Below are 24,000 nucleotides of genomic sequence, written 5' to 3' on the forward strand. Positions count from 1 at the left end.
AGTGGCACGCACGGCGTACCGGCCCGGCCGGCCTCGCACACCGAGGCGTAGGAGTGCTCGCCGTCGCGCAGTGCGGTGGTGCCGGCGGCCAGGTCGCCGGTGCGATCCACCACGACGGTCGCGCGCAGGTCCGGGGTGCGGGTGCGGGCGGCACGCAGCGTGGCCAGCAGCTCGACGCGTTTCGCCCGCCGGTAGACCGCGTCGGCGACGACCACCACCGACGCCCGGGACGCGATCAGGCGCGCGGCCACCGCCTCCTCACCAAAGCCGGCGAACAGCACGGTGTAGATCGCGCCGATCCGGTTGCAGGCCTGGATCGCGGTGAACGACTCCACCAGGTTCGGCAGGTAGAGCGCCACCACGTCGCCCTTGTGCACGCCCAGCTCGAGCAGCCCGGCGGCCACCGCGGTCGTCTCGGCGGACAGCTCGGCGTAGCTGTAGGTGCGGGTGTCGCCGGGTTCGCCCTCCCAGATCACCGCGGGCCGGTCCGCGGTCGCCGGGTCCTCCGCCCAGCGGTCCAGGCAGTTGTCCGCCACGTTGAGCCGGCCGCCGTCGAAGTACCGCGCGTCCGCCAGCTCACCGGTGCGCACCGTGTGCCACGGCGTGGACCAGCGCTGTTGGCGCGCCACCCAGGTCCAGTAGTCGTCCGGGTCCAGCTCGCGGGCCGCGCGCAGGGCATCGACCCGTTCGGGCACCGACCACTCCGGGCGCAACGGCCGCAGCGGCGTGTCGATCAGCTGGGCGAGGCTGTCGGACATCGTCGTCCTCCTGAGTCTCGGGCGGGCCGCTTCGTCACGGACGGTCCGGTCAGACCGGGCTGATCAGGTGGTGGCGACGGCCGGGCTGGCGGGTCCAGCGGTCCGCGTCGACCATTCGCGCGGCCAGCTCCGCGCGCAGCCGGTCGGGCTGCACGACGGCGTCGACGATCAGGTCGCTGCCCATCCGCAGCAGGTTGATGTCGGCGCGCTGCTCGACGGTGCGGGCGGCCACGAACGCGGCCCGCTCCGCCTCGTCCTCGATCGCCGCGATCTTGTTCGCGTACACCGCGTTCACCGACGCCTCGGCCGACATCGGGCCGATCGTGGCGGTCGGCAGCGCCAGCGTGGCACGCGGCTCGAAGCCGGGGGCGCACATCGCGTAGAAGCCGGCGGCGTAGGCCTTGCGCAGCACCACGGTGTACTTCGGCACCTCGGCCGACGACATGGCCGCGATCAGCTTCGCGCCGTGCCGGATGATCCCCTGCCGCTCGACCTCGACGCCGACCATGAACCCCGGGACGTCCTGCAGGAACACCAGGGGCACGTTGAAGGCGTCGCAGAGCGAGATGAAGCGGGCCGCCTTGTCCGCGGAGTCGACGAAGATCGCGCCGCTGCGCACGCTCGGTTGGTTGGCGACGATCCCGACGACCCGGCCGGCGAGGCGGGCGAGCCCGACCACCATCTCCTGCGCCCACCGCGCCTTGATCTCGAAGAACGTTCCGGCGTCGACGAGCCGGTCGACGACGTCCCGCACGTCGTAGCCGACGTTCGGATCGGCCGGGACGACGTCCGCCCAGTCCTCGCGTTCCGGTGCCGCGGGTTCGGCCCGGGCGGAGGTGCCGCGGAAGTCGTCGGGCAGGTAGGACAGCAGCAGGCGCGCGGCGGCGACCGCCTGCCAGTCCTCGTCGAACACCTCGTCGCCGCAGCCGGAGACGGTCGCGTGCATCATCGCGCCGCCCATCTCCTCCAGCGTGGTGCGCTCGCCGGTGACCTTCTCGGCCACCCGCGGGCTGGCGAGGTACATGGACCCGTTGCCCTCGACCATCCCGACCCAGTCGCAGAACGCGGGCATGTACGCGCCGCCCGCGGCCGACGGTCCGTGCAGGCAGCAGAGCTGCGGGACCCGCCCGGACAACCGCACCTGGAGATGGAAGATCGCCGATGCCCCGCGCCGGCCCGGGAAGAAGCCCATCTGGTCGGTGAGCCGGCCGCCGGCGGAGTCCACGAGGTAGACGACGGGCAGCAGGTCCCGGTCCGCCCGCTCGAGGATGCGGATCTGCTTCTCGCAGGTCAGCTCGCCCCAGGAGCCGGCCTTCACGGTGAAGTCGTGGGCGATGACCGCGACGGGCCTGCCCTCGACGCGGCCGACACCCGTGATCACCCCGTCCGCGGGCAGGGCGCCGTCCGCGGCGGTGGCCAGCAGCCCGTCCTCAACGAAGGACCCGGAGTCGAACAGGACGGCGAGCCGGTCCCGGACCGGGAGCTTGTCCGGCCACCGGGCAGGATCGCCGCCGCGGCGGGCGGTCTCCTGCGCACGGGCGACCTCGTCGACGTCCGGCGCCGCGTCGGGGATCTCGAGGTCGGTGGCCGTCACGAGGCCAACCCGCGGGTGAGGATCTCCAGCTGGATCTCGTCCGTCCCGCCGCCGATCCGCAGGATCCGGGCGTCCCGGTAGTGCCGGGCGACCGGTGACTCCTCGACGAAGCCGGCGCCGCCGAAGAGCTGCACCGCGTCGTCGACGACCCGGTTGGCGGCCACGGCGGCCAGGTACTTGGCCCGCGCGACCGAGCGGGCGGCCTCGGGATGGCCGGAGTCCAGCCGGGCGGCGGCCTGGTAGGTGACCAGCCGGGCCGCCTCCAGCTCGATCTCCATCTCGGCGAGGCGGTGCCGGATCGTCTGCAGGTGGGTGAGCGGCGCGCCGAACGCCTGGCGGTCCCGTGCGTACGCCCGGGCGAGGTCCAGGCACTCGGCGGCGTGCCCGATTCCCATGCCGGCCAGCGCGATCCGCTCGAGCTCGAACCCCTCCATGATCTGGTAGAAGCCGCGCCCCTCGGCGCCGACCACGGCGTCCGCGGACACCGCGACGCCGTCGAGGACGACCTCGCGGGTGTCCGACGAGTGCCAGCCCATCTTGCGCAGCGGGCCGCCGAACGACAGCCCCGGCGTCCCTCGTTCGACGAGGAACAGGGTCAGCCCGCCGCGTCCGGCCTCGCCGGTCCGGGCGGCGACGACGAGCACGTCCGCCAGGCCCGCGTTGGTGATGAACATCTTCCGGCCGTCGATGACCCAGCCGTCGTCGGTGCGGCGGGCGCGGGTGGAGACGTTCGCGACGTCGGACCCGGTACCCGGCTCGGTCACGGCGATCGCCGCGACCGCCTCGCCCGCGGCGAGCGCGGTCACCCAGCGCTCCTGCTGCGCCGAGCTGCCGTTGCGGACGAGGTGGGTGCCTGCCATGTAGGCACTGACCAGGGCGGTGACGGCGATACCGCCGCTGGCGCGGGCCAGCTCCTCGGCGGCCTGCGCGACGGCGAGCGCATCCCCGTCGGCACCTCCGAGCTCCGACGGCGTGACGAGACCGAGCAGCCCCGCCGCCCCGAGCTCCTTCCAGAGCTCGTGCGGGAACGTTCCGGTCGCCTCCGCCTCGTCCACCAGCGGGCGCACCTTCCGGTCCACGAACACGCGACACGTCGCCGCGAAGTCCGTGTGCTCCTCGTCGAGCTCCCAGGTCATCGGATCCCCCGTTACGTTCGACCGACCGGACGGTCGACTCAGTAGAGCCATCGGCGCCGACGGTGTCAAGGCGGGGCCCGGCTACCGTGAGGTGGCGGGTGAAGCCCGCAGGTGAGGGGTGCACGTCATGACCGGGACGGCGACGAGCCGGGCGGACCAGCAGCGGGAGCGCGTGCTCGCGCTGTCCGCGGACCTCTTCAGCCGGCGGGGGTTCCGCGCTTCGTCCATGAACGAGATCGCGGCGGCGGCCGGCCTCTCGAAGCCGACGCTCTACCACTACTTCCGGAGCAAGGAGGAGCTGCTCGTCCGGATCTACTCCGACGTCCTGGACGAGAGTCTGCGGCTCGCCGAGGAGGTGGTCGCCGCGTCCCCCACGCCGTTCTACGCGGTCCGGGCGCTGATCCGCTCGCGCGTCGTCTACACCTGCCGCAACCAGGCGCTGCTCAAAGTCTGCTTCGAGGAGGAGCACGAGCTGCCCGGGGAACTGGCCGAGCAGCTGCTGCGCCGGCGCCACGCGTTCGAGGCCCTGTTCATCGCCGCCCTGACCGAGCACCTGGCGCAGTACCCGGAGATCGAGCTGGGAATGTCGCCACGGGTGTACGTGAACATGTGTCTCGGCGCGGTGAACTGGACCTACAAGTGGTACCGGCCCGACGGGCGGAACACGCCGGAGGAGCTCGGCGAGCAGGTCGCCGAAAGCCTGGTCGCGGGGATCAGGATCGCGGGCTGAGGCGGTCGTCGCGTGCCCCATCTCGCGTCGTTGAATCAATCATGACGCTCCCGAACCATCGCGGACCGCGACCGTCCTCGCCTTGGACAGGCGGCAGGCCGAGCAGAACCCGAGGCAACCACTCGCCAGCGGTGACGGGATGGTCGGGAGCTGGACGGACGGTCCGGCTCTGTCGTCCTTCATCTTGACCGGCGCGCAGAACTGGAACGACTCGTGCTCGACGTTGAACCTGAGTCCGTCGAACACGCTCGGGTCACCCTCGAAGAACGAAGGCGCCTTGCCGCGAACGACCCCGTAGAGCGTGGTGACACGCTGCTGGCCGTCGAGCATGGACTGCTTCTGTCCTGAGTGGAGGCACCACCCCGCACCGCCTGACCCGCTGCTTTCCGTCTCCCACACGAGGAGCGCTCCGACCGGGTGCCCGTGGTAGAGCGACTGCGGGAATCCGGCGGCCCTCGAGGGGCGCGTCCGAGCCGATCCTTGCGCCGACCTCTCCTCCGAGATATCCGATCTGCGTCCAGTCGCCCTTGGCGAGATTCACCAAGTTCTCGACGTCCGCGTCCTCGCGTGCACTACCCCACTCCACCAGTCGCTCTTCACGTGGATCCGGTCAACCTCCTCGACCACACCGGAGACCTTGTTGACGCCGGTCGTGCAACTCCACGACGTCCACACCTGCAGCACCGGACAAGCCCGCGATCGAGTGGTCCGACGGCACCGCTCCGCCCCCGCGAAGATCAAAACTTGCCGAACCTGGCGGACGCGAGGCACGGCCGGCGCGATCCGACGAACTATCCAGGGCCTTCCGAGTGATCACGTCGGCGAACGGCCGGCCGGCTCTCGTCCTACGGCTACCAGGACCAGCCGTGGAGCCATAGAGTCCCACCACGTGGACCGCATTGAGATCACCTCCCTGGACGAGCTCGTCGAGGTCGTGGGCATCCCGATCCCCCAGGTCGCCGAGAAGCAACGCCCCCGGCTCGACCCCATGGACGTGCAGTGGATCTCCCACTCCCCGTTCCTGATGATCTCGACGAGCGCGGCCGACGGCAGCTGCGACGTCTCGCCCAAGGGCGACCCCCGCGGGTTCGTGCGGGTCCTCGACGACCGCACGCTGGCGGTGCCGGAGCGCCCCGGCAACCGCCGGGTCGACGGCTACCGCAACGTCCTGTCGAACCCGCACGTGGGCCTGATCTTCCTGGTGCCCGGCCGCAACGACACCCTGCGCGTCAACGGCACCGCCCGGCTCGTCCGCGACGCGCCGTACTTCGACGCCATGGTCGTCAAGGGGCACCGGCCGGTGCTCGCGCTGGAGGTCGAGGTCAAGGAGGCCTTCTACCACTGCGCGAAGGCGTTCCTGCGCTCCGACCTGTGGAAGCCCGAGACGTGGGAGCCCGACGCGCTGCCCCCGCGCGCGGCGATCGCCGCCGCCCTGGAGCGCCCGGACATGACCCGCGCCGAGCTCGACCGGTACTACGGCCCGGAGTACGCCACCCGGCTCTACCAGGACTCCATGCCCCGGCCCTCGTGAGTCACGGGCTCCGGGGCCCGGCCATGGCCTGGCCGCTCCCGGCGGCCGCTTCCGCGTGCCCCTCCACCACCTGGCAGTAGGCGGCAGCCGCGGCCGCCGCGATCCGGGGCCAGGCGTAGCGGGCCAGGATGCGGTCCCGGCCGGCGATGCCGTAGGCCTCGGGCATCGTGGCCTCGGTCAGCACCGCACGCAGGGTCCGGGCCAGCTCGTCCGGGCGCCGCGGCGGCACCAGCAGCCCGGTGATCTGGTCGGCGACGATGTCGCGGACCCCACCGACCGCCGTCGCGACCACCGGACGCCGGCACGCCATGGCCTCCAACAGCACCGATCCGAACGCGGTGAACCACGGCGCGTCGACGACCGTGTCCGCCGAGCGCAGCAGCGCGGGCATGCTCGAACGCTGCACCGGGCCCAGGAGCCGGACCCGCGTACCCACTCCGACCCGGCGTGCCAGGTGGTACAGCCGGACCAGGTCGGGGTCCGGCCCGCCCCCGGCGGCCGCGCGACCGCCGGCGACGAGCAGCTCGGCGTCGGGCACCGAGGGCAGCGCGCGGATCACGTCGTCCACGCCACCGGCCCGGCGCAGGGACCCCGCGGTGACCAGCCGGCGCCGGAGGCTGCGGCGGCGCAGGGCCGGGCCGTCCGGGTCGAACGCGTCGACGTCGACGCCCCGGGGGACCACGGACACCAACGCTCGCGGCACCCCCATCCGGACGAGCTCGAACGCGTCGGCCTCGCTCGCCGCGAGCACCCGGTCCGCCCGGAGCGCGATGACCTGTTCGGCGGAGACCCGGCCGCGGGTGGCGGCGGCCCGGCCCACCTGTTCGCGCTCGAGCCGGCCCAGCCCGAGGAACGTCTGGACGAGCGGCAGTCCCCGCTGCCGGACCGCGGCGACGGAGGCGAGCCCCGACATCCAGCCGTGGGAGTGCACGACGTCCGGCGCGTCCGACCGCCAGAGCTGCGTGAGGTGCTGAGCCAGCTGGGGCATCACGGCGACGGCCCTGGATCCCTCCAGCGGCTCGGCCGGCCCCGCGGCGAGATACCGGATCCACAGCCCGGGCCGCGGGGTCGCGACCTCCGGCACGTCGCGAGCCGTCCGCCGGGCCAGGATCGTCACCCCGTGGCCCGCCTCGGTGAGGGCGACGGCCAGGTCTCCCACACAGGACGCGGGCCCGCACGGCGAGTCGGACACGGTGATCGGGTCGGCGTCGAAGGAGACGAGGGCGATGCGCACGAACCTGCTCCCTACCCGGCGGCCGCCGAGGTGACGGGCCGCTGTCCCGGACGTTCGGAGGTGACCGTGGGGCGTGACCGTGCTGCACGGTTCTAAACCTCCTGGCCTCGACGACTTCGCCCCGACCCGCGGGCCCGGCGGTGCGCTGCGTGAGGGCTGGTCGAACGGGCCTGTACGAAGCGGCCGAACGGCGCATCTTCCGGTCCTGATGCGTGGACGATCGCGCGGCGGGTAGCCGCGACCTCATCGAGACGAAGGAGCCGCCCCATGGACTGGCGCGAGCGGGGGGCCTGCCGCACCGAGGACCCCGACCTGTTCTTCCCGCTGGGCACCACCCGGCCGGCGCAGGCGCAGGAGGCCCGGGCCCTCGCCGTCTGCGCACGGTGCCCCGTGGTGAATCCGTGCCTCGCATGGGCGATGGCCCGCGACGACGAGGGGGTGTGGGGCGGGACCACCGCGCTGCAGCGGCGACAGACCCGGCACCGGAAGCCCGACCGGGTCGCGTGAGGCGCCTGCCGTGGAGCTGAGGCAGCTGCGCTCCTTCGTCGTCACCGCCGAACGGCAGCACTTCGGGCGCGCCGCCCACGCGCTGCACCTGACCACGTCGTCGCTCTCACAGCAGATGCGCACGCTCGAACGGGACCTGCAGGTGGCGCTGTTCGACCGGGGACCGCACGGCACCTCCCTCACCCCGGCGGGGCAGATCCTGCTCGTGCACGCGCGGATACTGCTCGCCCGGGCCGAACGGACCCGCGACGCGGTGCGGGACACCCAGCCGCCACTCCCGCTGGTCACAGTGCGGCTCGGCACCGGGTTGCCGGCCGTCCTCGCGCCCGCGCTCGTCCTCCTGCGCGAGCGGACCGGGTTGGTGGTCGACGGGGCCGAGGCGCCGGAGTCCGATGCGGTCGCCGCGGTGGCCCAGGAACGGGCCGACGCCGCCGTCGTCTGGGCGGGAGCGGACGTCGACGGGCTCGAGCGCAGCCCGCTCGGGACGGTCGGCCTGCTGCTGGCGGTCCCGCCCGGGCACCCGCTCGACCGGCCGGGCGGCTGCCCGCGGGCGAGCCTCGCCGGGCACCGGATTCTCACCACCCCTCCCCTGCACCGGGCGCTGCACCGAACCGGCTCCGATCTGGACACCGTCTGCGTCACCGACCCGACAGGGCGGCCCACCGGCGAGCTCCGACGGCAGGTCCTCAACCGCCAGGGACTCGGGCTGGTGGTCGATCCGGGACGCGGGCGGGCCGAGGGCCTGGCGCTGTGTGCGCTGACGCCACCCGTCCGGCTCCGGACGGAGATCCTCTTCCGCGACTCCGCGGACGCGATCGTGCGCGAGCTGGCCGAGGCCCTTCGCCATCCGGTCCCGCCGGTGCCCGGCGGGTTCGAGCCGGCCCGCGCAGCCGCCGCCGCTGTCCACCGCTGACGGAAGGGGAGCCCCCAGATGGTCTACGCGGTCGCGGCGTCCAGCCGTTGGGTCGACCCGGACGGCGTCCGCCGTCCCGGCGGGGAGGTCCACGCATGGGAGCCGGGCACGAACCAGACCCTGTGCGGACTGGCGCTGAGCCGGTCCCGGCTGGACCGGTACCCGCACGTCGACTGGGTGGATGTGCAGCCGGAGTCCGGGCGGCACGCCGACGCCGTCAGACGCGTCTGCCCACGGTGCGCGGCGGCGGCCCGGCCACGGCGTGCCCGACAGACCCGGCGCGAGGACCCCCCGCCTTGGCAACCGTAGGGCCGCGCATACCGCCCGGGTTCGTGCTTGATCGATTCCGGGCGGCCCGAAGGCGCGCGCAGGGTTAGACCGAGCGTTTCGGGCTACACGACCACGGCGGTGCGTCGCCTCGCCTGAACGGGCGACGTCGAGTGGCCCAGCCAGTCCGACGAGCACGGATCGAGGAGGCACGATGCGAGCGATGGTCTACCGGGGGCCGTACAAGATCCGGGCCGAGGAGAAGGACGTCCCGGCGATCGAGCACCCGAACGACGCGATCGTGCGCGTTCAGCTCGCGGCGATCTGCGGTTCGGACCTGCATCTCTACCACGGGATGCTGCCGGACACCCGGGTCGGTATGACCTTCGGTCACGAGTTCATCGGCGTGGTCGAGGAGGTGGGCCCGTCCGTGCAGAACCTGCAGCGCGGCGACCGGGTGATGGTGCCCTTCAACATCTTCTGCGGGACCTGCTGGTACTGCGCGCGGGGCCTGTACTCCAACTGCCACAACGTGAATCCCAACGCCACGGCCGTCGGCGGCATCTACGGCTACTCGCACACCTGCGGCGGCTACGACGGCGCCCAGGCCGAGTTCGTACGGGTGCCGTTCGCCGACGTCGGCCCGAGCCGTATTCCGGACTGGATGGAGGACGAGGACGCGGTCCTCTGCACCGACGCGCTCGCCACCGGGTACTTCGGTGCGCAGCTCGGCGACATCGTCGAGGGCGACGTGGTGGTGGTGTTCGGTGCCGGTCCGGTGGGGCTCTACGCCGCCAAGTGCGCGTGGTTGATGGGCGCGGGCCGGGTCGTCGTCATCGACCACATCGAGTACCGGCTGGAGAAGGCGCGCACGTTCGCCCAGGCCGAGACGTACAACTTCACCGAGTACGACGACATCGTGGTGCACCTGAAGAAGCTCACCGACTTCCTCGGTGCCGACGTGGCCATCGACGCGGTCGGCGCCGAGGCCGACGGCAACTTCACCCAGCACGTCACCTCCGCCAAGTTGAAGATGCAGGGCGGTTCACCGGTGGCGCTGAACTGGGCCATCGACTCCGTGCGCAAGGGCGCGACCATCTCCGTGATGGGCGCGTACGGCCCGATCTTCAGCGCGATCAAGTTCGGGGACGCCATGAACAAGGGGCTGACCCTGCGGATGAACCAGTGCCCGGTGAAACGGCAGTGGCCGCGGCTGTTCGAGCACATCCGCAACGGCTACATCAAGCCGAGCGAGATCGTGACCCACCGGATCCCGCTCGAGCACATCTCCGAGGGCTACCACATCTTCTCGGCGAAGCTGGACGGCTGCATCAAACCGCTCGTGGTCCCGACCGCCGGCTGAGAGAAGAGGAGACCCGCCATGACCTACACGTCGCAGAGGCCACCGATCTCGGAGTCGAGCGACCAGTTGCGCGCCCGCATCCCCGGATGGGGCGTGGACCTGGACCCGAAGAACCGGCCGTCCGTGCCGAAGCTGCAGTACCAGGAGGACCTGACCGGTGCGCACTGGGAGTTCCCGGAGCGGCAGCCGGAGAAGTGGCCCCGCGAGAGGTCGCCCGAGCACAAGTTCCTGACGCCCGTCTTCGGCACGGCCTGTCCGCCGCGGGGGCTCTCCGGCGCGATCCGCAAGTTCGCCTACCGGTACAGCGAGGGGCGCGCCGCGCACTGGCTGCTCCTGATGGCGGGCGATCGGGTCGACGCGGTGGAGAACCACCTCAAATCGTTCCTGACCCTGCATCCGGACAACCCCATCACCGAGACCGGCGTGCTGAGCGAGTTCTCCCACCACGGCATCGCCTCCCGGCTCGGCCAGAAACGCGCGGACCTGAACCACCAGCCGCTCGACCCGATCATCGTCGGGGGCCCGTGGATCCTGGCCGGCGGCCTCGTCTACGCGGCCTGCAGGGCACTCAAGAAGGGGATCGGCAGCCGCTCCTGAGGCAGGGCCCCGGACGGCGCCCCGGCCCACCGGGCCGGGGCGCCGTCCGGGCGTTGGCCTCGCGGTGGCCATGCCGCCGACACGGACCGCCCGCAGGATGGGGCCATGCCACCGCCACCGTTGCCGCCCACCATCGTGGAGATGCTCAAGCAGCCCAATCCCGCGGTGATGGGTACGGTGCGCCCCGACGGCGCGCCCGTCACCGTCGCCACCTGGTACCTCTGGGACGAGCCGTCCGAGAAGATCGTCGTGAACATGGACGGCAACCGGGCCCGGCTCGCCCACATCCGCAACGACCCGCGCGTCTCGCTGACCGTGCTCGACGCCGACGACTGGGGCACCCACGTCAGCGTCCGCGGCAAGATGACCCTGCTCGACGACCCGGACCTGGTGGTGATCGACCGGATCGCGCAGCAGTACACCGGCCACGTGTACGGGGTCCGCGACCGGCCACGGGTGACCGGCTGGTTGGAGATCGAGAACTGGCACGGCTGGGGCCGGTTCGGGCCCTCCTCCTGAGGGCGCCGCCGCCTGCATCCGGCGCCGGTCATCCAGCCGCCGAAAGGTGCAGCGTCCTGTCGCATTCGGCGGCTCTCCGCCTGCCGCGGACCAACTGTGATGACGTCGCCGTGACGATCACGTCACCGCCGTCCGCGCCCGGCTTCCCCTTCCGAGGGAACTCGTTTCCGAACGGTTGCCACCGGAAAACATGCCGTCACGGGTGGCCCTGGTCCGTTGCCGCACGGCGCCGCACTCCACCACGCTTCGACCGTTCGGCCACCTGCCGTGCCCGCTTCGAGGGCACCGCACGAGATCGAGGAGTGAACCGGATGAAGCTGCCTGTTGCATCGGCACTGGTGATCGGCGTCATCGGCGCGGTCATCACCTACCTGTACGTGGGCCCGCTGGGGAGCCTCGGTCTGATGGTCCCGGCGACGTTCCTCGGCGCCGCGAGCTACTTCGCCGCGGGCGGTGACAAGGCGGCCCTCGCCAGGTCGGTGCCGACCAACGTGTGGGGCATCGTGTGCGGCACGATCACGCTGATCCTGCTGGGCTACGCGACCAACCCGCTGCTCATCGGCGTCATCGTCGGTGGCCTGACGGCCGTGTTCATCCTCGGCGCGCTGATCCCGGCCCTCGGATTCGTCCCCGGGTCCGTCCTCGGCTTCGCGACCACGGTGATGTTCGGACTGCTCACGTCCGCCTCCGGGACGGACTTCTCGCTGCCGACCGGCCCGTTCACGGTCATGCTCGTGTCCTTCCTGGTGGGCGCTGCCTTCGGCTACGTCAGCAGCGTCCTCGCGGGGAAGCTCGTCGCTCCGCAGGTGGAGGCCAGCCCGGTGGCGTGACCGGCGCCGTGCACGAACCGGGATGACGGTGGGCCGCCCGGCCACAGGTGGCGGACGGCTCCACCGGGCATCCCGCTCGACCTCCACGGAAGGAAGCATCGCCGGCGCCCTGCTCGACGGCCCGGAGCCGGCGACACGCGATCGCGGTGATCAGCCGTTCACAAGGCTGGTCGCCGCGACCGATCCTTGTCAGTCCACTAGCGCGCGAGGTAGCGGATCACCGCCAGCACCCGGCGGTGGTCGTCCTCGCTCGGAACCAGGCCCAGCTGGTCGTAGACGTGGGAGGCGTGCGCGACGACGGCCTTCTCGGTGATCGAGAGCTGGCGCGCGATCGCGCCGTTCGTGCGGCCCTGCGCCATGCCCGCGAGGACCTCGGCCTGGCGCGTGGTGAGGCGGTCGAGCGCGTCGTCGTCGCGCCGGGCGCGGGCCACCATCAGCGCCACGACCTCGGGATCGAGCACGGTCCCCCCGGCGCGCACCCGCTCGAGGTCCGCACAGAAGGTCGGGATGTCCGCGATCCGCTGCTTGAGCAGGTAGCCGAGGCCGGACGGCTGTTCGGCCAGCAGCTCGGAGGCGTACCGGCGCTGCACGTGCTGGGAGAGCACCACGACGGCCGTCCCCGGTCGCTCCCGGCGAATGCGGAGCGCCGCGACGAGCCCCTCGTCCGTGTGCCCGGGCGGCATCCGGATATCGGTGACGACGAGATCGGGCCCGTGCTCCGCCGTCAGCCGGATCAGGTCCTCGGCATCCGCCGCCGAGCCGACCACGTCGTGACCGGCGTGCTCCAGGACATGGGTGAGCCCGTGGCGCAGGAGCGCCTCGTCCTCACCGATCACGATCCGCACGGCAGCTCCGCGACGAGCCGGGTGCCGCGCCCGGGCGGGCTGACGACGCGCATGCGGCCGCCGAGGGTGTCTACCCGGTCGGCGAGGCCGCGAAGGCCGGACCCGCCGCCACCCGGGCCTCCGCCCACGACGGCGCCCCCGACGCCGTCGTCGTGCACCTCGACGACGAGCCATCCGTCGGCATGCGAGAGCCGGACCGCCAGTTCCCGGGCGCCCGCGTACTTGAGCGCGTTCGCCAGGCCCTCGGCGACGACGAAGTACGCGGTGCTCTCCACCGCAGCCGGGAGCACGCCGTCGACGACGTCGAGCTGGAGCCGGGTCGGCATCGTCACGCGGTCCACGAGGTCCTCCGTGGCGGCGGACAGCCCGCGCTCGATCAGCGGTGCCGGCATCACGGCGTGCACCAGGGCCCTCAGCTCGGCGGCGGCGTCGTCGATCCCCGTCCGCAACGTGGTGGCCGCGAGCTGTGTCGCGGCCGGAGCGGCCGGGTCCTTGGCGACCTGCTGGGCGTCCATCGCCAGCAGGACGAGCCGCACCTGCAGGCCGTCGTGCAGGTTCCGCGCGATCCGCCGGCGTTCCCGGTCCCCCGCCTCGACGATCCGGGAGCGGGACAACCTCAGCTCGTCCTCGCTCGCGCGCAGCTGCGCGGTCAGCCGTTCGTGGTCCACCGCGAGGGCGACGACCCGGCCCGCCGTCCGGACCAGGTCCTCGTCCGCGATGAGCATGGCGTCGTAGACGATGGCCCCGACGCGCCGGCCGGCCAGCTCGATCTCGACCGTCGCCTGCCCGGAACCGGCGGCCGGCAGCGGGGCCGGTGCACCCTGGGCGTCGAGGTACCGGTCCCCGCCCCAGAAGACGAGCCGCAGCGAGCCGTCGCCCAGCGTCCGGGCTAGCGCCGCCGCGAGGTCGGCGCGATGGGCGCCGGTCGTCCCCAGCCAGGCCCCGAGCTCCTCGAGCTCGCCGGTCCGGGCGAACCCGCCGCGCAGCATCCCGAGGGCGAAGGCGACCGGGACGCCCGCCAGCACGATCAGCTGCAGGACCGCGCGCGTGGCCGGGACCAGGCCGAGCCACGGCGTCAGCAGCGTGCTGCTGATCGGGATGAACAGCACGGCGAGGATCCCGTAGGAGAACAGCGGCGCCAGCACGCGCTGCCGCACCGCGTCGGCCCGCCGGAGCCGACCGGCCAGGGCCACGGTGGTGGTGACCATGACGACGGCGCCGGCCCATTGCTGCACCGTCGTTCCGGCGGCGGCGAGGTCGGGCCGTTCGACGAGGGTCAGCAGGTCGTTCGGCGCGTACCGGGTGGTGAACAGGTAGAGCGGCGCCTGCAGGACCAGCGCGACGAACCAGCCGACGCCGACGATCGTCCGGGAGGCCGTCGTGGACAGCCGGCCCGAGGGGAAGGCGTGCAGGAGGTGTACCACCACCGCCAGCGGGGCGGTCGCCAGGACCGCACCGCACGCCGCCAGGACCGGGGCGGACGTGTTGCCGAGGCTCGCGGCCAGCCACGCGAAACCGCCGCCGACGAGGAGGGCCCCGATCCGGTTGCTCGGCCGCCGCGACCAGGCGACGAGCCCGGCCGCCACGTAGACCCAGCCGACCGCGACCAGCGCCCACACCGGGCCACCGGGGTCCTCGGCGAAGACGGCGATCTCGATCGCGCCCAGCGCCAGCGCCACGGCGCCCAGCACCACCAGCGCGAGGCGTAGCGACTGTGCCACGGCCGATCACCCCCTGGCCCTCGTGCCGTCCACAGTGTCAGGAACCGTGGCCGGGACGAAGGGACCGGACGGGCGACAGATCAGCCGGGGAAGTCGACGATCGCGCCGAACAGCGGCAGTTCGTTCGTGCGTGGCTGCGGCGTCGGCAGCCGCCCCTGGAGGAAGTTCCCGCTGAGGTAGTCGTCGGCGTCGAGGAAGGCCTGGGCCGGAACCTGTCCCTCGTAGGTGAAGCCGTCGACGACGTAGGGGACCCCGTCGCTGCCGAGCACGGACGGGCCGTTCATCAGGTGGAAGTGCATGTGCGAGGCGTTCGCGTTGCCGGTGTTGCCCAGCTTCGCGATCACCTGGCCCTTCTTCACCGCATCACCCGGTTTGACCAGCAACGAGCCCTTCTGCAGATGGGCGTAGAAGGCGTACAGGCCGCCACCGATGTCCTGCACGACGTGGTTGCCGTCGACCGTCTCGACCGTGATCTGGGGCCCGAGCACGGGGTCGGCGGCGGGCAGGACGCCCGGCGCGTTCGCGTCGAGCTTGTCGACGGTCGAGGTGATCGTCCCGTCGGCGACGGCGTAGATCGGTGAGCCGTAGTCCACGTAGCTCTCGTTCTTCGTCCGGTCGCCCTGGTAGAACGCGCCGCTCTCGTCGGTCTGCTTCCAGTCGATGGCGAACCGCTGACCGTTGACGAGCATCCCGTTGAACGTGGCCAGCGACGTCCGGTGGGGGAACCCGGGCAGGCAGCATCCGTTGGCCGCGATCCAGCGGTCGCCCTTGACCGGGGGGCCGATCACCCGCGGAGCGCCGGCGGAGACGGCGAACGGGGCGGCGAGGTAGTCCGTGGCGGCCGGCTCCTTCGAGCCCGGGTTGACGGCCGCGTGGGCGTACAGATGGTGCAGAACCGTCTCGGGTGCCTGTTCCGCGGAGTCGAGCATGAAGTCGACGAGCATCGCGCGCGACTCCTGCGCGGGGATCACGTTGTCGGCCGCGATCGACGAGGGCACCCGTCGGAGCCGGTTGCAGTCCCCGGCCGGGCAGCCGGGTGCGACCAGCGTCGTCCCGGCATAGGACGCGATGGCGGTGTCCGGTCTCGTGGCGTCCACGACGTCGATCTTGTCGATCGTGGCCGGGATGGCCGCGGCGTTGGTGAGCTCCAGGTCGTAGACGATGTGGTACTTGCCGTCGGAGCCGAGGAACGGGAACGTCGGCGCCCCCAGCGGCCGCACCACGACCGCGGTGAACGCATCCGGGACGGCCACGTCCGCCGCGGCGTCGGCCGGAGCGGAGGGTGTCGTCGCCGGAGCGGCGGACGTGCACCCCGCGGCCAGGAGCGCGGCGGCGAGCACCGCCAGGGCGCCCGGTGCACCCCGGCCCGCGGCGGAGCCGGCCGGCCGGCGGGACGAGCTGGGAGGCGCGAGACGCATCGGGCCACGGTGCAGCACGCTCCGCCGAAGGCCAAGGGACCCAGGTCCCCTGTTCGGGGCACATCCGACCCGGCTGCCACCCGGACCAGCTCGGGCGAAGCGGGCCGACCAGCGCCGAACGGCGGGTCCCCGGCGCCGGGATCCGAGTAGCCTCGGTCGGCGCCGGGACCCGGACACGCGAGAGGACACCGATCATGTCGAAGGTCGTGCTGCGGGTCGCGCAGATCGTCGGAATCCTCGTGCTGGCGGGGATCGCGGTCGGCATCGTGGTCGGTCTCGTGCAGTGGGTGCTGGTCGCCGCGGTGATCGTGGCGGTCCCCGTCGGCGGCTGGTGGCTGTACAAGCAGGTGTCCGGCCGCAACCGGAAGCCCGCGGTGCCGACCAGCTCGCCGCAGGCGGTGGCCGGTCCGTCCGGTGACCGGCGCAGGGAGCTCGAGGGCCGGGCGGTGCTGGACGCGTCGGGCCACTGCGGCTGGTGCGGGTCCCCGACCCTGCACAAGGACGAGTTCGGCTTCCCGACGACGCCGCTGGGCTACCACCGCGCCGAGATCGACGCGATGCTCTGACCCGGCGCCCTCCGGCTGCCCCCGCGGCGGTCCCGGCACCACCGGCTCCCGCCCCGGCGTCACCAGGCGCAGGCGAAGGGCCCGTCGCCGGGGTGCGACGGGCCCGTCGTGCCGGTGCGGACTACCGAGTGGCCAGCGTCCCGGTCGCCGTCCCACCGCGCGAGGACTGAACCAGGTACTGGTTCTGCTGAGCGGCCGGGCCGGGCTTGGGGCGGACGGACCAGGCCCCGGTCGTGTCGACCGGCGAGATGCCCACCTTCGTCCACGGTGCGGTCGCGTTGGGCCGGGAGTAGACCACGACGACCGTCTGCGGGGTGAGGATCGCGGTGTTGCCCGCGATCGTGGACGTCCCGTCGACCCGGAGCTCGGTGCCCACCCGGTGCCTGGCGGCGGTGACGGCGACGGTGTCCTGCGGGACGTCGATCGTCACGTCGGCGGTCGACGGTGCGCTACCGGCGTTGGTGGTCGTGAGGCGGACGACCGCCGGCCCCGTCGGCTCGGTCCGCGGAGCGGTGTCGCCGACGGCCGCGGCGAACTCCACCTTCACGGTCGGCTTCGCGATCTTCGGGTCGGAGAAGGTCACCTTGCTGCCGCTGACCTGCGTCCACTCGAACGTCGTGGAGTTGGTCGACTGACTGCCGTCCAGGGCGACCGTGGCTCCGCGGATCGCCGCGGTCGGCGTGGCGACGGCCTTGGCCCCCGGGACGTTGGCCTCCGGGACGGACCCGTCCGCGGCGCACGGGGCCGGGTCGCAGACCGGGCCGGGATCCGGAGCGGGATTGTCGTTCGGCGGCAGCCCGGGCGGCGTCACGTCGCCACCGGTGATCGACACCGGGGAGGTGGCGCTCCCGCTCGGGGAGGTCACCTTCACCGTCACCGGCGGAGCAGGGGTCGTGACGTCCACGACGCCCGTGTCCGCGGCCAGGACGACGGGGCTGCCGTCGGCATTCTTGAACCCGTCGAGCGTCAGCACCTCCGGTGTGGTGGAGGTGGCCTTGACGTGCAGGGCGGTGCCGTTGTAGCCGGCCTCGTTGACGGTGATGCCGCTGGGCTTCGTGACGTCCACGACGCTCGTGCTCACCGGGTCGTCACCGACGTTGCGCACCGTCACCTTGGCCGGAGCCGCCCCGGTGCCGACGTCGATGCGGGCGTAGAACCGCCTCGACCCGGTTTCGGTGAGCATCGGAGTGGTCGCGACGGCGCCGTCGCCGACGACCTCGAGCGCGCCGGACGTGGTCGCGTCGCTGGTCGCGAAGACGTTGAGGAACCGGCCGTTCAGGACGGCGGCGTCGGCCTTCGCACCGCTGTTCGAGGCGATCTTGCCCTGGAGGGTGAACAGGTTCGTCTCCAGGTCGAGCCCGGCCGGGCTCGTGACCGAGAACTTGTTGCGGTCGGCGCCCAGGGGGCTACCCGTGACCGCGTGCTCCACGTCGGGATTGCCCAGATAGCCCGCGGGAGCATCGGCGGCCCAGGTGAGGAAGGGCCCGATGTTGCCCTTCAGCGCCGTCTCGAAGTTCCCGGCAGCCGGCGAGATGTCCTCGGTGAGCCGGCCGGCCCCCGTGTTGTCGGTGTCGATGGTGATCGTCCCGTAGGGGTGCTTGAAGGTCAGCGTGGTGTCCGCGGGACCGCCCTTGACGAAGATGCGCTGCCGGGCGAACGTGACCTGGTCGCCGTCCTGCACGGCGTTGGCGAACGCGGCCTCCAGGCCGAGCGTGAGCGTCGCCCGCCCGCCCCCGGGCAGGTCCAGCGTGGAGCCGGCCAATGCGTAGAAGGCCTCCTCCGGGAAGTTGCCCGGGAACGCGATCGGCTGCGTCTCGTCGGGGACGTCGCCGGGCAGGAAGCCGCAGAGCGGGTTGTCCTTGTCCAGGCAGAGCTCCACCCGCTTCCCGGCGCTGTCCTCGTACCAGCTCGGGAAGCCGTTCTGGCTGTTGACCGGGCCGACCTTCGTCAAGCCCCCGGGATTCTTCTCCGCCACCCCGGTGACGGCGAAGGCGTCGGTGGCGCCGAGGAGCGAGACGGTGACCGCCGCAACGGCCGTCAGTGCCGCGACCGCGCGCCTTCGTCCGTGCAAGCGGAACCGGTGGCCATCGGAACGCAGCGGGGAGGCTACTCGTCCGGGCGCCGTCGTCCGGGTGAGGATCTTCATGGAACGCTCCTGGTGTTCACGTGGCTGCCGCCCCTGCGCGAGGCTTCGGCATGTCACCAGAGTCGGTCTTCACAGCGCTCCGCAGCAGCTGAGTCGAGGGGGGAGGCAGACCCCCAATACCGGGGGTCCGACGAGCGCCAGGAGAGGTTTCCCTCTGGAGGATCGGAAGGCCACGGACGGGCGGCACCCTGCGCCGAGACACGAGATCGCCCTTTCCGTCGCGGTCCGACCACCGACGAACTGTCGCTTCCGGCCCGGACGACATCGGCCATGAACCGAATGTGATCTTTCGTCCCTCGAGCGGTCGTCGCGCAGGTCTTCCACGAGCATGGGTCGTCGTCCGAACGGGCCACGTTCGACTTCTGCCGTGGAAACGAAAAAGCCCGTAGATCATGAAGAGCCCGGGTAGCATCCCGGAGTGGTGATTGTCCTGATCGTCGAGGACGATGCGACGATTGGTGGAGTCGTCGAGTCGAGCCTACGAGCGCACGGCTATGACGTCGTCTGGGTGACCGACGGGCGCACCGCCCTGGCCAAGGCGGCCACCACCGAGTTCGACCTCGTGCTGATCGACCTGGGTCTGCCGGATCTCGACGGCATCGAGGTCTGTCGTCGCCTGCGGCGGAAGCTGCCGGCTGCGGTTCTCGTCATGCTCACCGCCCGCAGCGCCGAGATGGACGTCATCGTGGGCCTCGACGCCGGCGCGGACGACTACCTGACGAAACCGGTGCATCTCGGCGAGCTACTCGCCCGAATCCGCGCGCACCTCCGCCGCGTGGGTTCACCGGCGGCGTCGCAGTCGCTGTTCCTCGGGGACCTCGTTCTGGACATGGGCAGCAGGCGGGTCACGATTCGGGGTACCGAGGTGACACTCCGGACCAAGGAATTCGACCTGCTGGCCCGATTGGCCCGAGAACCTGACGCTGCCGTGAGCCGGGAGACCTTGATGGCCGACGTGTGGGACCAGAACTGGATCGGGTCGACGAAGACATTGGACGTCCACGTCGCCTCGTTGCGCAGCAAGATAGGCAGCGGGGGCACTTCTGCGCACGTACCGATGATCAGGACGTTACGCGGATACGGCTACCGATTGGAACTTCCGGCCGGAAGCGGGACGAACAGGGCGGGGAGTGAGTGAGACATGCGCACCCGCATCGTCGCCCTCGCCGTGGCGGCGGCCGCACTCGCCATCGGGCTGTTCGGCGTACCGCTCGCGATCGGGCTCGCACAGTTCGCGGTGACCGAACAGCGGGTAGCACTTCAGCGTGTCGCGGACTTCACGGCACAATCGGTCGTCACGGATATGGCGCACGACGAGATACCGAACGCCCTGCCCGTCTCTCGCGACGACACCGAACTCGCCCTGTACGACGACAACGGGCTGCGCATCCTCGGCCGCGGCCCGCGCTCGGGCGATGCACAGGTGAATCAGGCGTTGAACGGCCGGATCTCCCAGACCACGACCTCCCGCGATCTGATCGTGACGGTTCCGGTCAACGGCGAGCACGACATCAACGGCGTGGTCAGAGCGGCCACGCCGCTCGCGTCGATCTACCGGGGACTCGTGCCGGTGTGGCTGGGAATGCTGGGGCTCGCCGGACTCGTGCTGGCCGTGGTGTGGGCGCTCGCACGGCGCCAGGCGACGCGCCTGGCCCGGCCGCTGAACGACCTCGCCCGTGATGCGGAGAGACTGGGTGACGGGGACTTCAGCGTGCAGTCGTCCGCCGCGGGGATCGCGGAGATCGACTCGGTCGGTCATGCCCTCAACAGCACGGCTTCGCGGCTCGACGCACTCCTCGCGCGGGAGCGCGCGTTCTCGGCGGATGCGTCACACCAACTCCGGACGCCTCTCGCCGGGCTCCGCCTCCGGCTCGAGTCGACGCTCGACCAGCCCAGGCCGGACTGGCGTTCCGCGGTCGCCGACAGCATCGACGTGACCGACCGGCTGGAGAAGACCATCGACGAGCTCCTCCTGCTGGCACGGGAGCATGCGGGAAGACACGGCGCACCCGCCGACGTCCATGCGCTCGCGGCCGAGATCGAGGACGGGTGGACCCGACGACTGGCCGCCTCGGGGCGAGCACTCGAACTCGTCGTCGCTCCCGCGCTCCCGACACCGCAGGCGTCAGCGGCTGCGATGAGGCAGGTGCTGGCGGTTCTGCTCGACAACGCCGAGCTGCACGGGGCGGGCACCGTACGGGTCACGGTGCGGGAGGCGGGCGAAGCCATTGCGGTGGATGTCTCGGACGAGGGCGCCGGGCTCGATCCGGACACTCTCCCGGCGGCGTTCAGCAGCCGCCCGGAAGGTGCACCGAGACACGGCATCGGTCTCGCTCTCGCCCGTCGTCTCGCCGAGGCGGAGGGCGGTCGTCTCGTCCTCGCGCAGGCGTCGCCACCGGTGTTCACCGTGTTCATCCCGTCCCGGTGGGAGCAGGGATCAGGCGCCGACGAGGACCATCGGCGGAACGTCCCGGACCCGGACGTTCAGTTGTCCGTCGCAGAACGGGGGTAGCCGCGGCACGTCGTCGAGCCGCGGGACGAACGCACATCGAAGACCGCGATCTCCACCATCTTCGGGCGCATGTCGATCTCCTCGGAGAGGAACCTCCGGTCGGTCATGCGGACGAGCAGTCTCGGCCCGTCGATCGCCAGACCGATCAGCACGGTCATCGCCCTGTCGAGGAGAACCGAGGGTGTGTCCGCGATCGACTGGCACGCCAGGCCCGCACGCGCGACGTGCACCGAAACCGTCAGGGTCTGGTGTACCGCAGCACTCGAGATACGCACGGCATCGTCCCAGCCCAGCACCAGAAACGCTCCGTCGTCCGGGATCGGCATTCCTCCCGTAGCCACGAGAACGCGTCCTCGGCTCATCCCGAGCCCCTTGAGAACGGGATCATCGGCGAGCAGGCGGCGGATCACGGAGAGTGGCTGTCGAGATCCCGGCTCGCTCGACTCTCGCGCCGAAGGGCGAGGTGCGGACATCAAACGTTCGAATAGCGCCATGCGCAATCAACCTCGCAATCGCCGGTGCACACCCGTGATGACGGCCGCGGTATCCGAATTCATCGTACTGAGCGGGCATCAGGCGAAGGAAAATCCGAGGCAAGGCAGAGGCAAAATCTGGTTTCGACCTCGCTGGGACGGCCTTCTTCGCCCCGGGACGGCCAGCCGGTCACGGCTGTGGGCCGCCGCGCCCCGAGGGCGCGGTCGACGACGAGCAGGCTTCTGCGCACCGCGCGCGATGAGGATGACGCCCAGCACGAACCGTCAACCCAGCTTCGCCTTGAGCAGCTCGGCCTGCTTGACCCCCACGGCCGTCACCACGTCCGCGGGTACCGGGTCCGCTTCGGGGCTGCGGAAGTCCATCGCCACCGACGCCGCACCCTGGCTCAACAGCAGCATCGTCGACGCCGTCCCGTCCACCCGGTAGCCGGTGATGATCACACCGCGATCACCCACCGGCACCGTCGCCGTGGTCGAGCCCGGGCGCTGGCTCTCGGTCGTCGACACGACACCCTGCAAGGCCGTCCGAGCCGCTGCGGCGTCCGGCAGAAGGACGATCGTCTCGCCGAGCAGCCGTGTGCCGTCCGCGGTGCCGAACACCGCCACGACTCCCGTGACCGGGCCCTCGGTGACAGGCTGGAGGGATTGCCGGGAGAAGCCGGAAAGTGGGATGTCACCGGCCTGGATGACCAGCTGGCCGACGTCGACGCTCGGTGCCGCCACCGCCGGCGCGGGACTCGCCTGCGCCGGTGGGGTCACCGCGGCATCGGCGGACGAACCGCATGCACAGCCGCCGAGGACGCTGACGATGATCACCATCGCCCTCAACAGGCGATGAGCGACATGACGCGACGAATGAACCATCGGACTCCCCGTCCCCCCGACGATGGTGCGCGGCCAATCGTCCTCCCGATGACGGGATGCGGTACAGCACCAGATGGACCCATCGCTCGGGAAGCGACGCCCAGAGGAGCCCGCCACTCAGACCATCGGCAGGTCCGTCATCAGGCCCGGCGGCCCCTGCTGTCGACCGGCGCACGGTGACCGCGGAGACGGGAGCCTGCCACGACGAACGCGTTGCGGCGGCCGGGCGAACCGGGACCCGGCCTCAGGCCGGGCCCCGGCCGTGCCCGGCCGACTCCACGGTCGGCCTGCGACCGGGGAGCGGACGCACAATCCGCGCGGCGCGCTGCGAACAGCCACGCCGCAGAGGCCCTGTTCGAGTACCCGATGGCCGCGGTGCGACACCTCGCCGCCGGCCGCTGCGCCGAGCGGCAGCGGACCGCCTGCGTGAGGGCGGCCGGGCGGCCGGCTCAGGGCACGACCTCGATCCAGCCTCGGACGACGTCGGGCGTGACCGACGGCGCGAGGTCGGGGTCGTCGACGGCGACCGTGCTCCAGGACGGTGCTGACGATCTGGTCCTCGCTCTCGGACCGGGTCGAGTAGCCACACTCGCAGCTGACCTGGTTCATTCCGGTTCTACTTCTCGTCGAGGGCCGGGACGCGCGCCCCGGCGGGTGGAGTTCGAGTATCCGCGGGCACCTGCCCGCGAGGTTGCCGAATGCTTGTCGTGGCGACGGGGCCGGGCGGCCCAGCAGGCTGCGCCGGAGGCTGCCCTCTCCACTCCTCTGCTACTGCAGGATCGCCTTGTGCAACGCCCGGGTGGCGGGGCCCGGCCCGACACCGAGCTCGTCGAGGAGCATCCGGCGCAGCCGCTCGTACTCGCGCAGCGCCTCGGCCCGGTCGCCGCGCGCGGCGAGCGCCCGCATCAGCAGGCGGTGCCCGTTCTCGTCCAGGGGTTCGGAGCGGACGAGCTCGCGCGCTGCGCTCGCCAGCTCGGTCGCGGTCGCCAGCCCGAGACAGGCCTGCGCGTAGCAGGCCAGGGCCCGCAGATGCAGCCGGCGCACGTCCTCGCGGCACTCGTCGACCCACGGATCGGTGAGATCGGGCAGGAACGGGCGTTGGGTCACGAACAACGTGCTCAGCGCGTGGGTCCAGGCCTCGGGCCAGTCCTGCCGGGCCGATGCGGCAGCCGGGTCGACCAGCCCACCCTCGGGCAGGACGAGCTGGAGGCTCTGCCGGCCGATGATCTCGACCGGCGCGAGGACCGCACGAACCTTCGACAGCAGCGCGGTCAACCCGATCGCGGGCGTGCCCGGGCAGAGCGTGTCCGCGAGGACGCCGCGTTCCACGGGGCGCCGGTGGTAGGCGAGGTAGGCCACGAGCTGCCGGCCGCGCCGGCCGGGCAGGAGGTCCTCCACCGGACGTCCGTCGACGAGGATCGCGAAGCGCCCGTGCAGCTGGATCCTGACCCCCTG

Annotated in this window: 23 protein-coding genes; 11 read left to right on the forward strand and 12 right to left on the reverse strand. The window is 71.9% G+C overall.

The window, feature by feature from the left end; translation table 11 throughout:
• The 3 genes from JWP64_RS22135 to JWP64_RS22145 all read right to left on the reverse strand — a co-directional run.
• The coding region (locus JWP64_RS22135) for an AMP-binding protein (RefSeq protein WP_297500283.1) at positions 1 to 758 on the reverse strand (758 nt) is incomplete at its 3' end.
• A 49-nt stretch (positions 759 to 807) separates the two neighbouring features.
• Positions 808 to 2,352, reverse strand: a complete 1,545-nt coding sequence (locus JWP64_RS22140) for an acyl-CoA carboxylase subunit beta (RefSeq protein ID WP_297500286.1) — start codon at positions 2,350 to 2,352, stop codon at positions 808 to 810.
• A complete protein-coding gene (locus JWP64_RS22145) occupies positions 2,349 to 3,488 on the reverse strand; it encodes an acyl-CoA dehydrogenase family protein (RefSeq protein ID WP_297500289.1) in 1,140 nt (379 codons plus the stop codon). Before JWP64_RS22145 ends, JWP64_RS22140 begins: the two co-directional genes overlap by 4 nt.
• 127 nt (positions 3,489 to 3,615) lie before the next feature.
• Between JWP64_RS22145 and JWP64_RS22150 the strand changes: the two genes are divergently transcribed.
• A complete protein-coding gene (locus JWP64_RS22150; protein WP_297500292.1) occupies positions 3,616 to 4,218 on the forward strand; it encodes a TetR/AcrR family transcriptional regulator in 603 nt (200 codons plus the stop codon).
• A gap of 39 nt (positions 4,219 to 4,257) precedes the next feature.
• On the opposite strand, the gene JWP64_RS22155 is transcribed toward JWP64_RS22150, so the two are convergent.
• Complete coding sequence (locus JWP64_RS22155) at positions 4,258 to 4,548, reverse strand: hypothetical protein (RefSeq protein ID WP_297500295.1); 291 nt, start codon at positions 4,546 to 4,548, stop codon at positions 4,258 to 4,260.
• A gap of 559 nt (positions 4,549 to 5,107) precedes the next feature.
• Here JWP64_RS22155 and JWP64_RS22160 point away from each other — a divergent pair.
• Positions 5,108 to 5,749, forward strand: coding sequence for a pyridoxamine 5'-phosphate oxidase family protein (locus JWP64_RS22160; protein WP_297500298.1), 642 nt, complete (start codon positions 5,108 to 5,110; stop codon positions 5,747 to 5,749).
• 1 nt (position 5,750) lies between these two features.
• On the opposite strand, the gene JWP64_RS22165 is transcribed toward JWP64_RS22160, so the two are convergent.
• Complete coding sequence (locus tag JWP64_RS22165) at positions 5,751 to 6,983, reverse strand: glycosyltransferase (RefSeq protein WP_297500302.1); 1,233 nt, start codon at positions 6,981 to 6,983, stop codon at positions 5,751 to 5,753.
• 267 nt (positions 6,984 to 7,250) lie between these two features.
• Here JWP64_RS22165 and JWP64_RS22170 point away from each other — a divergent pair, with 267 nt between their 5' ends.
• The 6 genes from JWP64_RS22170 (at position 7,251) to JWP64_RS22195 (ending at position 11,979) form a co-directional block, all read left to right on the forward strand.
• Entirely contained in the window at positions 7,251 to 7,490 is a 240-nt protein-coding gene (locus JWP64_RS22170; protein WP_297500305.1) for a WhiB family transcriptional regulator, read from the forward strand.
• A gap of 10 nt (positions 7,491 to 7,500) precedes the next feature.
• Complete coding sequence (locus tag JWP64_RS22175; RefSeq protein ID WP_297500308.1) at positions 7,501 to 8,403, forward strand: LysR family transcriptional regulator; 903 nt, start codon at positions 7,501 to 7,503, stop codon at positions 8,401 to 8,403.
• Between the two features lie 481 nt (positions 8,404 to 8,884).
• The gene (locus JWP64_RS22180) at positions 8,885 to 10,033 is read left to right on the forward strand and encodes a zinc-dependent alcohol dehydrogenase (RefSeq protein WP_297500311.1); all 1,149 of its coding nucleotides are present in this window, start codon (positions 8,885 to 8,887) and stop codon (positions 10,031 to 10,033) included.
• An 18-nt stretch (positions 10,034 to 10,051) separates the two neighbouring features.
• Entirely contained in the window at positions 10,052 to 10,630 is a 579-nt protein-coding gene (locus JWP64_RS22185) for a hypothetical protein (protein ID WP_297500313.1), read from the forward strand.
• Between the two features lie 105 nt (positions 10,631 to 10,735).
• The gene (locus JWP64_RS22190) at positions 10,736 to 11,149 is read left to right on the forward strand and encodes a PPOX class F420-dependent oxidoreductase (RefSeq protein ID WP_297500317.1); all 414 of its coding nucleotides are present in this window, start codon (positions 10,736 to 10,738) and stop codon (positions 11,147 to 11,149) included.
• Between the two features lie 311 nt (positions 11,150 to 11,460).
• Positions 11,461 to 11,979 (forward strand): DUF1097 domain-containing protein, encoded by a 519-nt coding sequence (locus tag JWP64_RS22195; protein ID WP_297500320.1) that lies wholly within the window; start codon positions 11,461 to 11,463, stop codon positions 11,977 to 11,979.
• A 197-nt stretch (positions 11,980 to 12,176) separates the two neighbouring features.
• Here the strand turns inward: JWP64_RS22195 and JWP64_RS22200 are convergent, their stop codons facing one another.
• From JWP64_RS22200 to JWP64_RS22210, 3 genes are all read right to left on the reverse strand, one after another.
• A complete protein-coding gene (locus JWP64_RS22200; RefSeq protein WP_297500323.1) occupies positions 12,177 to 12,824 on the reverse strand; it encodes a response regulator transcription factor in 648 nt (215 codons plus the stop codon).
• A complete protein-coding gene (locus tag JWP64_RS22205; protein WP_297500326.1) occupies positions 12,812 to 14,545 on the reverse strand; it encodes an ATP-binding protein in 1,734 nt (577 codons plus the stop codon). Before JWP64_RS22205 ends, JWP64_RS22200 begins: the two co-directional genes overlap by 13 nt.
• A gap of 80 nt (positions 14,546 to 14,625) precedes the next feature.
• Entirely contained in the window at positions 14,626 to 15,963 is a 1,338-nt protein-coding gene (locus tag JWP64_RS22210) for a M23 family metallopeptidase (protein WP_297500329.1), read from the reverse strand.
• A gap of 194 nt (positions 15,964 to 16,157) precedes the next feature.
• Here JWP64_RS22210 and JWP64_RS22215 point away from each other — a divergent pair, with 194 nt between their 5' ends.
• Positions 16,158 to 16,529 carry a hypothetical protein gene (locus JWP64_RS22215; RefSeq protein ID WP_297500332.1) on the forward strand — a complete coding sequence of 124 codons (372 nt, stop codon included), beginning with the start codon at positions 16,158 to 16,160 and terminating at the stop codon, positions 16,527 to 16,529.
• 121 nt (positions 16,530 to 16,650) lie between these two features.
• On the opposite strand, the gene JWP64_RS22220 is transcribed toward JWP64_RS22215, so the two are convergent.
• Positions 16,651 to 18,675, reverse strand: coding sequence for a hypothetical protein (locus JWP64_RS22220; protein ID WP_297500335.1), 2,025 nt, complete (start codon positions 18,673 to 18,675; stop codon positions 16,651 to 16,653).
• A gap of 418 nt (positions 18,676 to 19,093) precedes the next feature.
• Between JWP64_RS22220 and JWP64_RS22225 the strand changes: the two genes are divergently transcribed.
• Positions 19,094 to 19,813 carry a response regulator transcription factor gene (locus tag JWP64_RS22225; RefSeq protein WP_297500338.1) on the forward strand — a complete coding sequence of 240 codons (720 nt, stop codon included), beginning with the start codon at positions 19,094 to 19,096 and terminating at the stop codon, positions 19,811 to 19,813.
• A 3-nt stretch (positions 19,814 to 19,816) separates the two neighbouring features.
• Positions 19,817 to 21,187: a HAMP domain-containing sensor histidine kinase gene (locus JWP64_RS22230; protein ID WP_297500341.1), complete on the forward strand. Its 1,371-nt coding sequence runs from the start codon at positions 19,817 to 19,819 to the stop codon at positions 21,185 to 21,187.
• Here JWP64_RS22230 and JWP64_RS22235 read toward each other — a convergent pair.
• From JWP64_RS22235 to JWP64_RS22245, 3 genes are all read right to left on the reverse strand, one after another.
• Positions 21,160 to 21,597, reverse strand: a complete 438-nt coding sequence (locus JWP64_RS22235) for a hypothetical protein (protein ID WP_297500342.1) — start codon at positions 21,595 to 21,597, stop codon at positions 21,160 to 21,162. The genes JWP64_RS22230 and JWP64_RS22235 overlap by 28 nt on opposite strands.
• A gap of 348 nt (positions 21,598 to 21,945) precedes the next feature.
• Positions 21,946 to 22,404 (reverse strand): hypothetical protein, encoded by a 459-nt coding sequence (locus tag JWP64_RS22240; RefSeq protein WP_297500345.1) that lies wholly within the window; start codon positions 22,402 to 22,404, stop codon positions 21,946 to 21,948.
• 909 nt (positions 22,405 to 23,313) lie between these two features.
• Positions 23,314 to 23,943, reverse strand: a complete 630-nt coding sequence (locus JWP64_RS22245; RefSeq protein WP_297500347.1) for a bacterial transcriptional activator domain-containing protein — start codon at positions 23,941 to 23,943, stop codon at positions 23,314 to 23,316.
• Positions 23,944 to 24,000: the final 57 nt, after the last annotated feature.

Origin of the sequence: Pseudonocardia sp. (genome assembly GCF_025465255.1) — a bacterium.
Lineage (GTDB): Bacteria > Actinomycetota > Actinomycetes > Mycobacteriales > Pseudonocardiaceae > Pseudonocardia.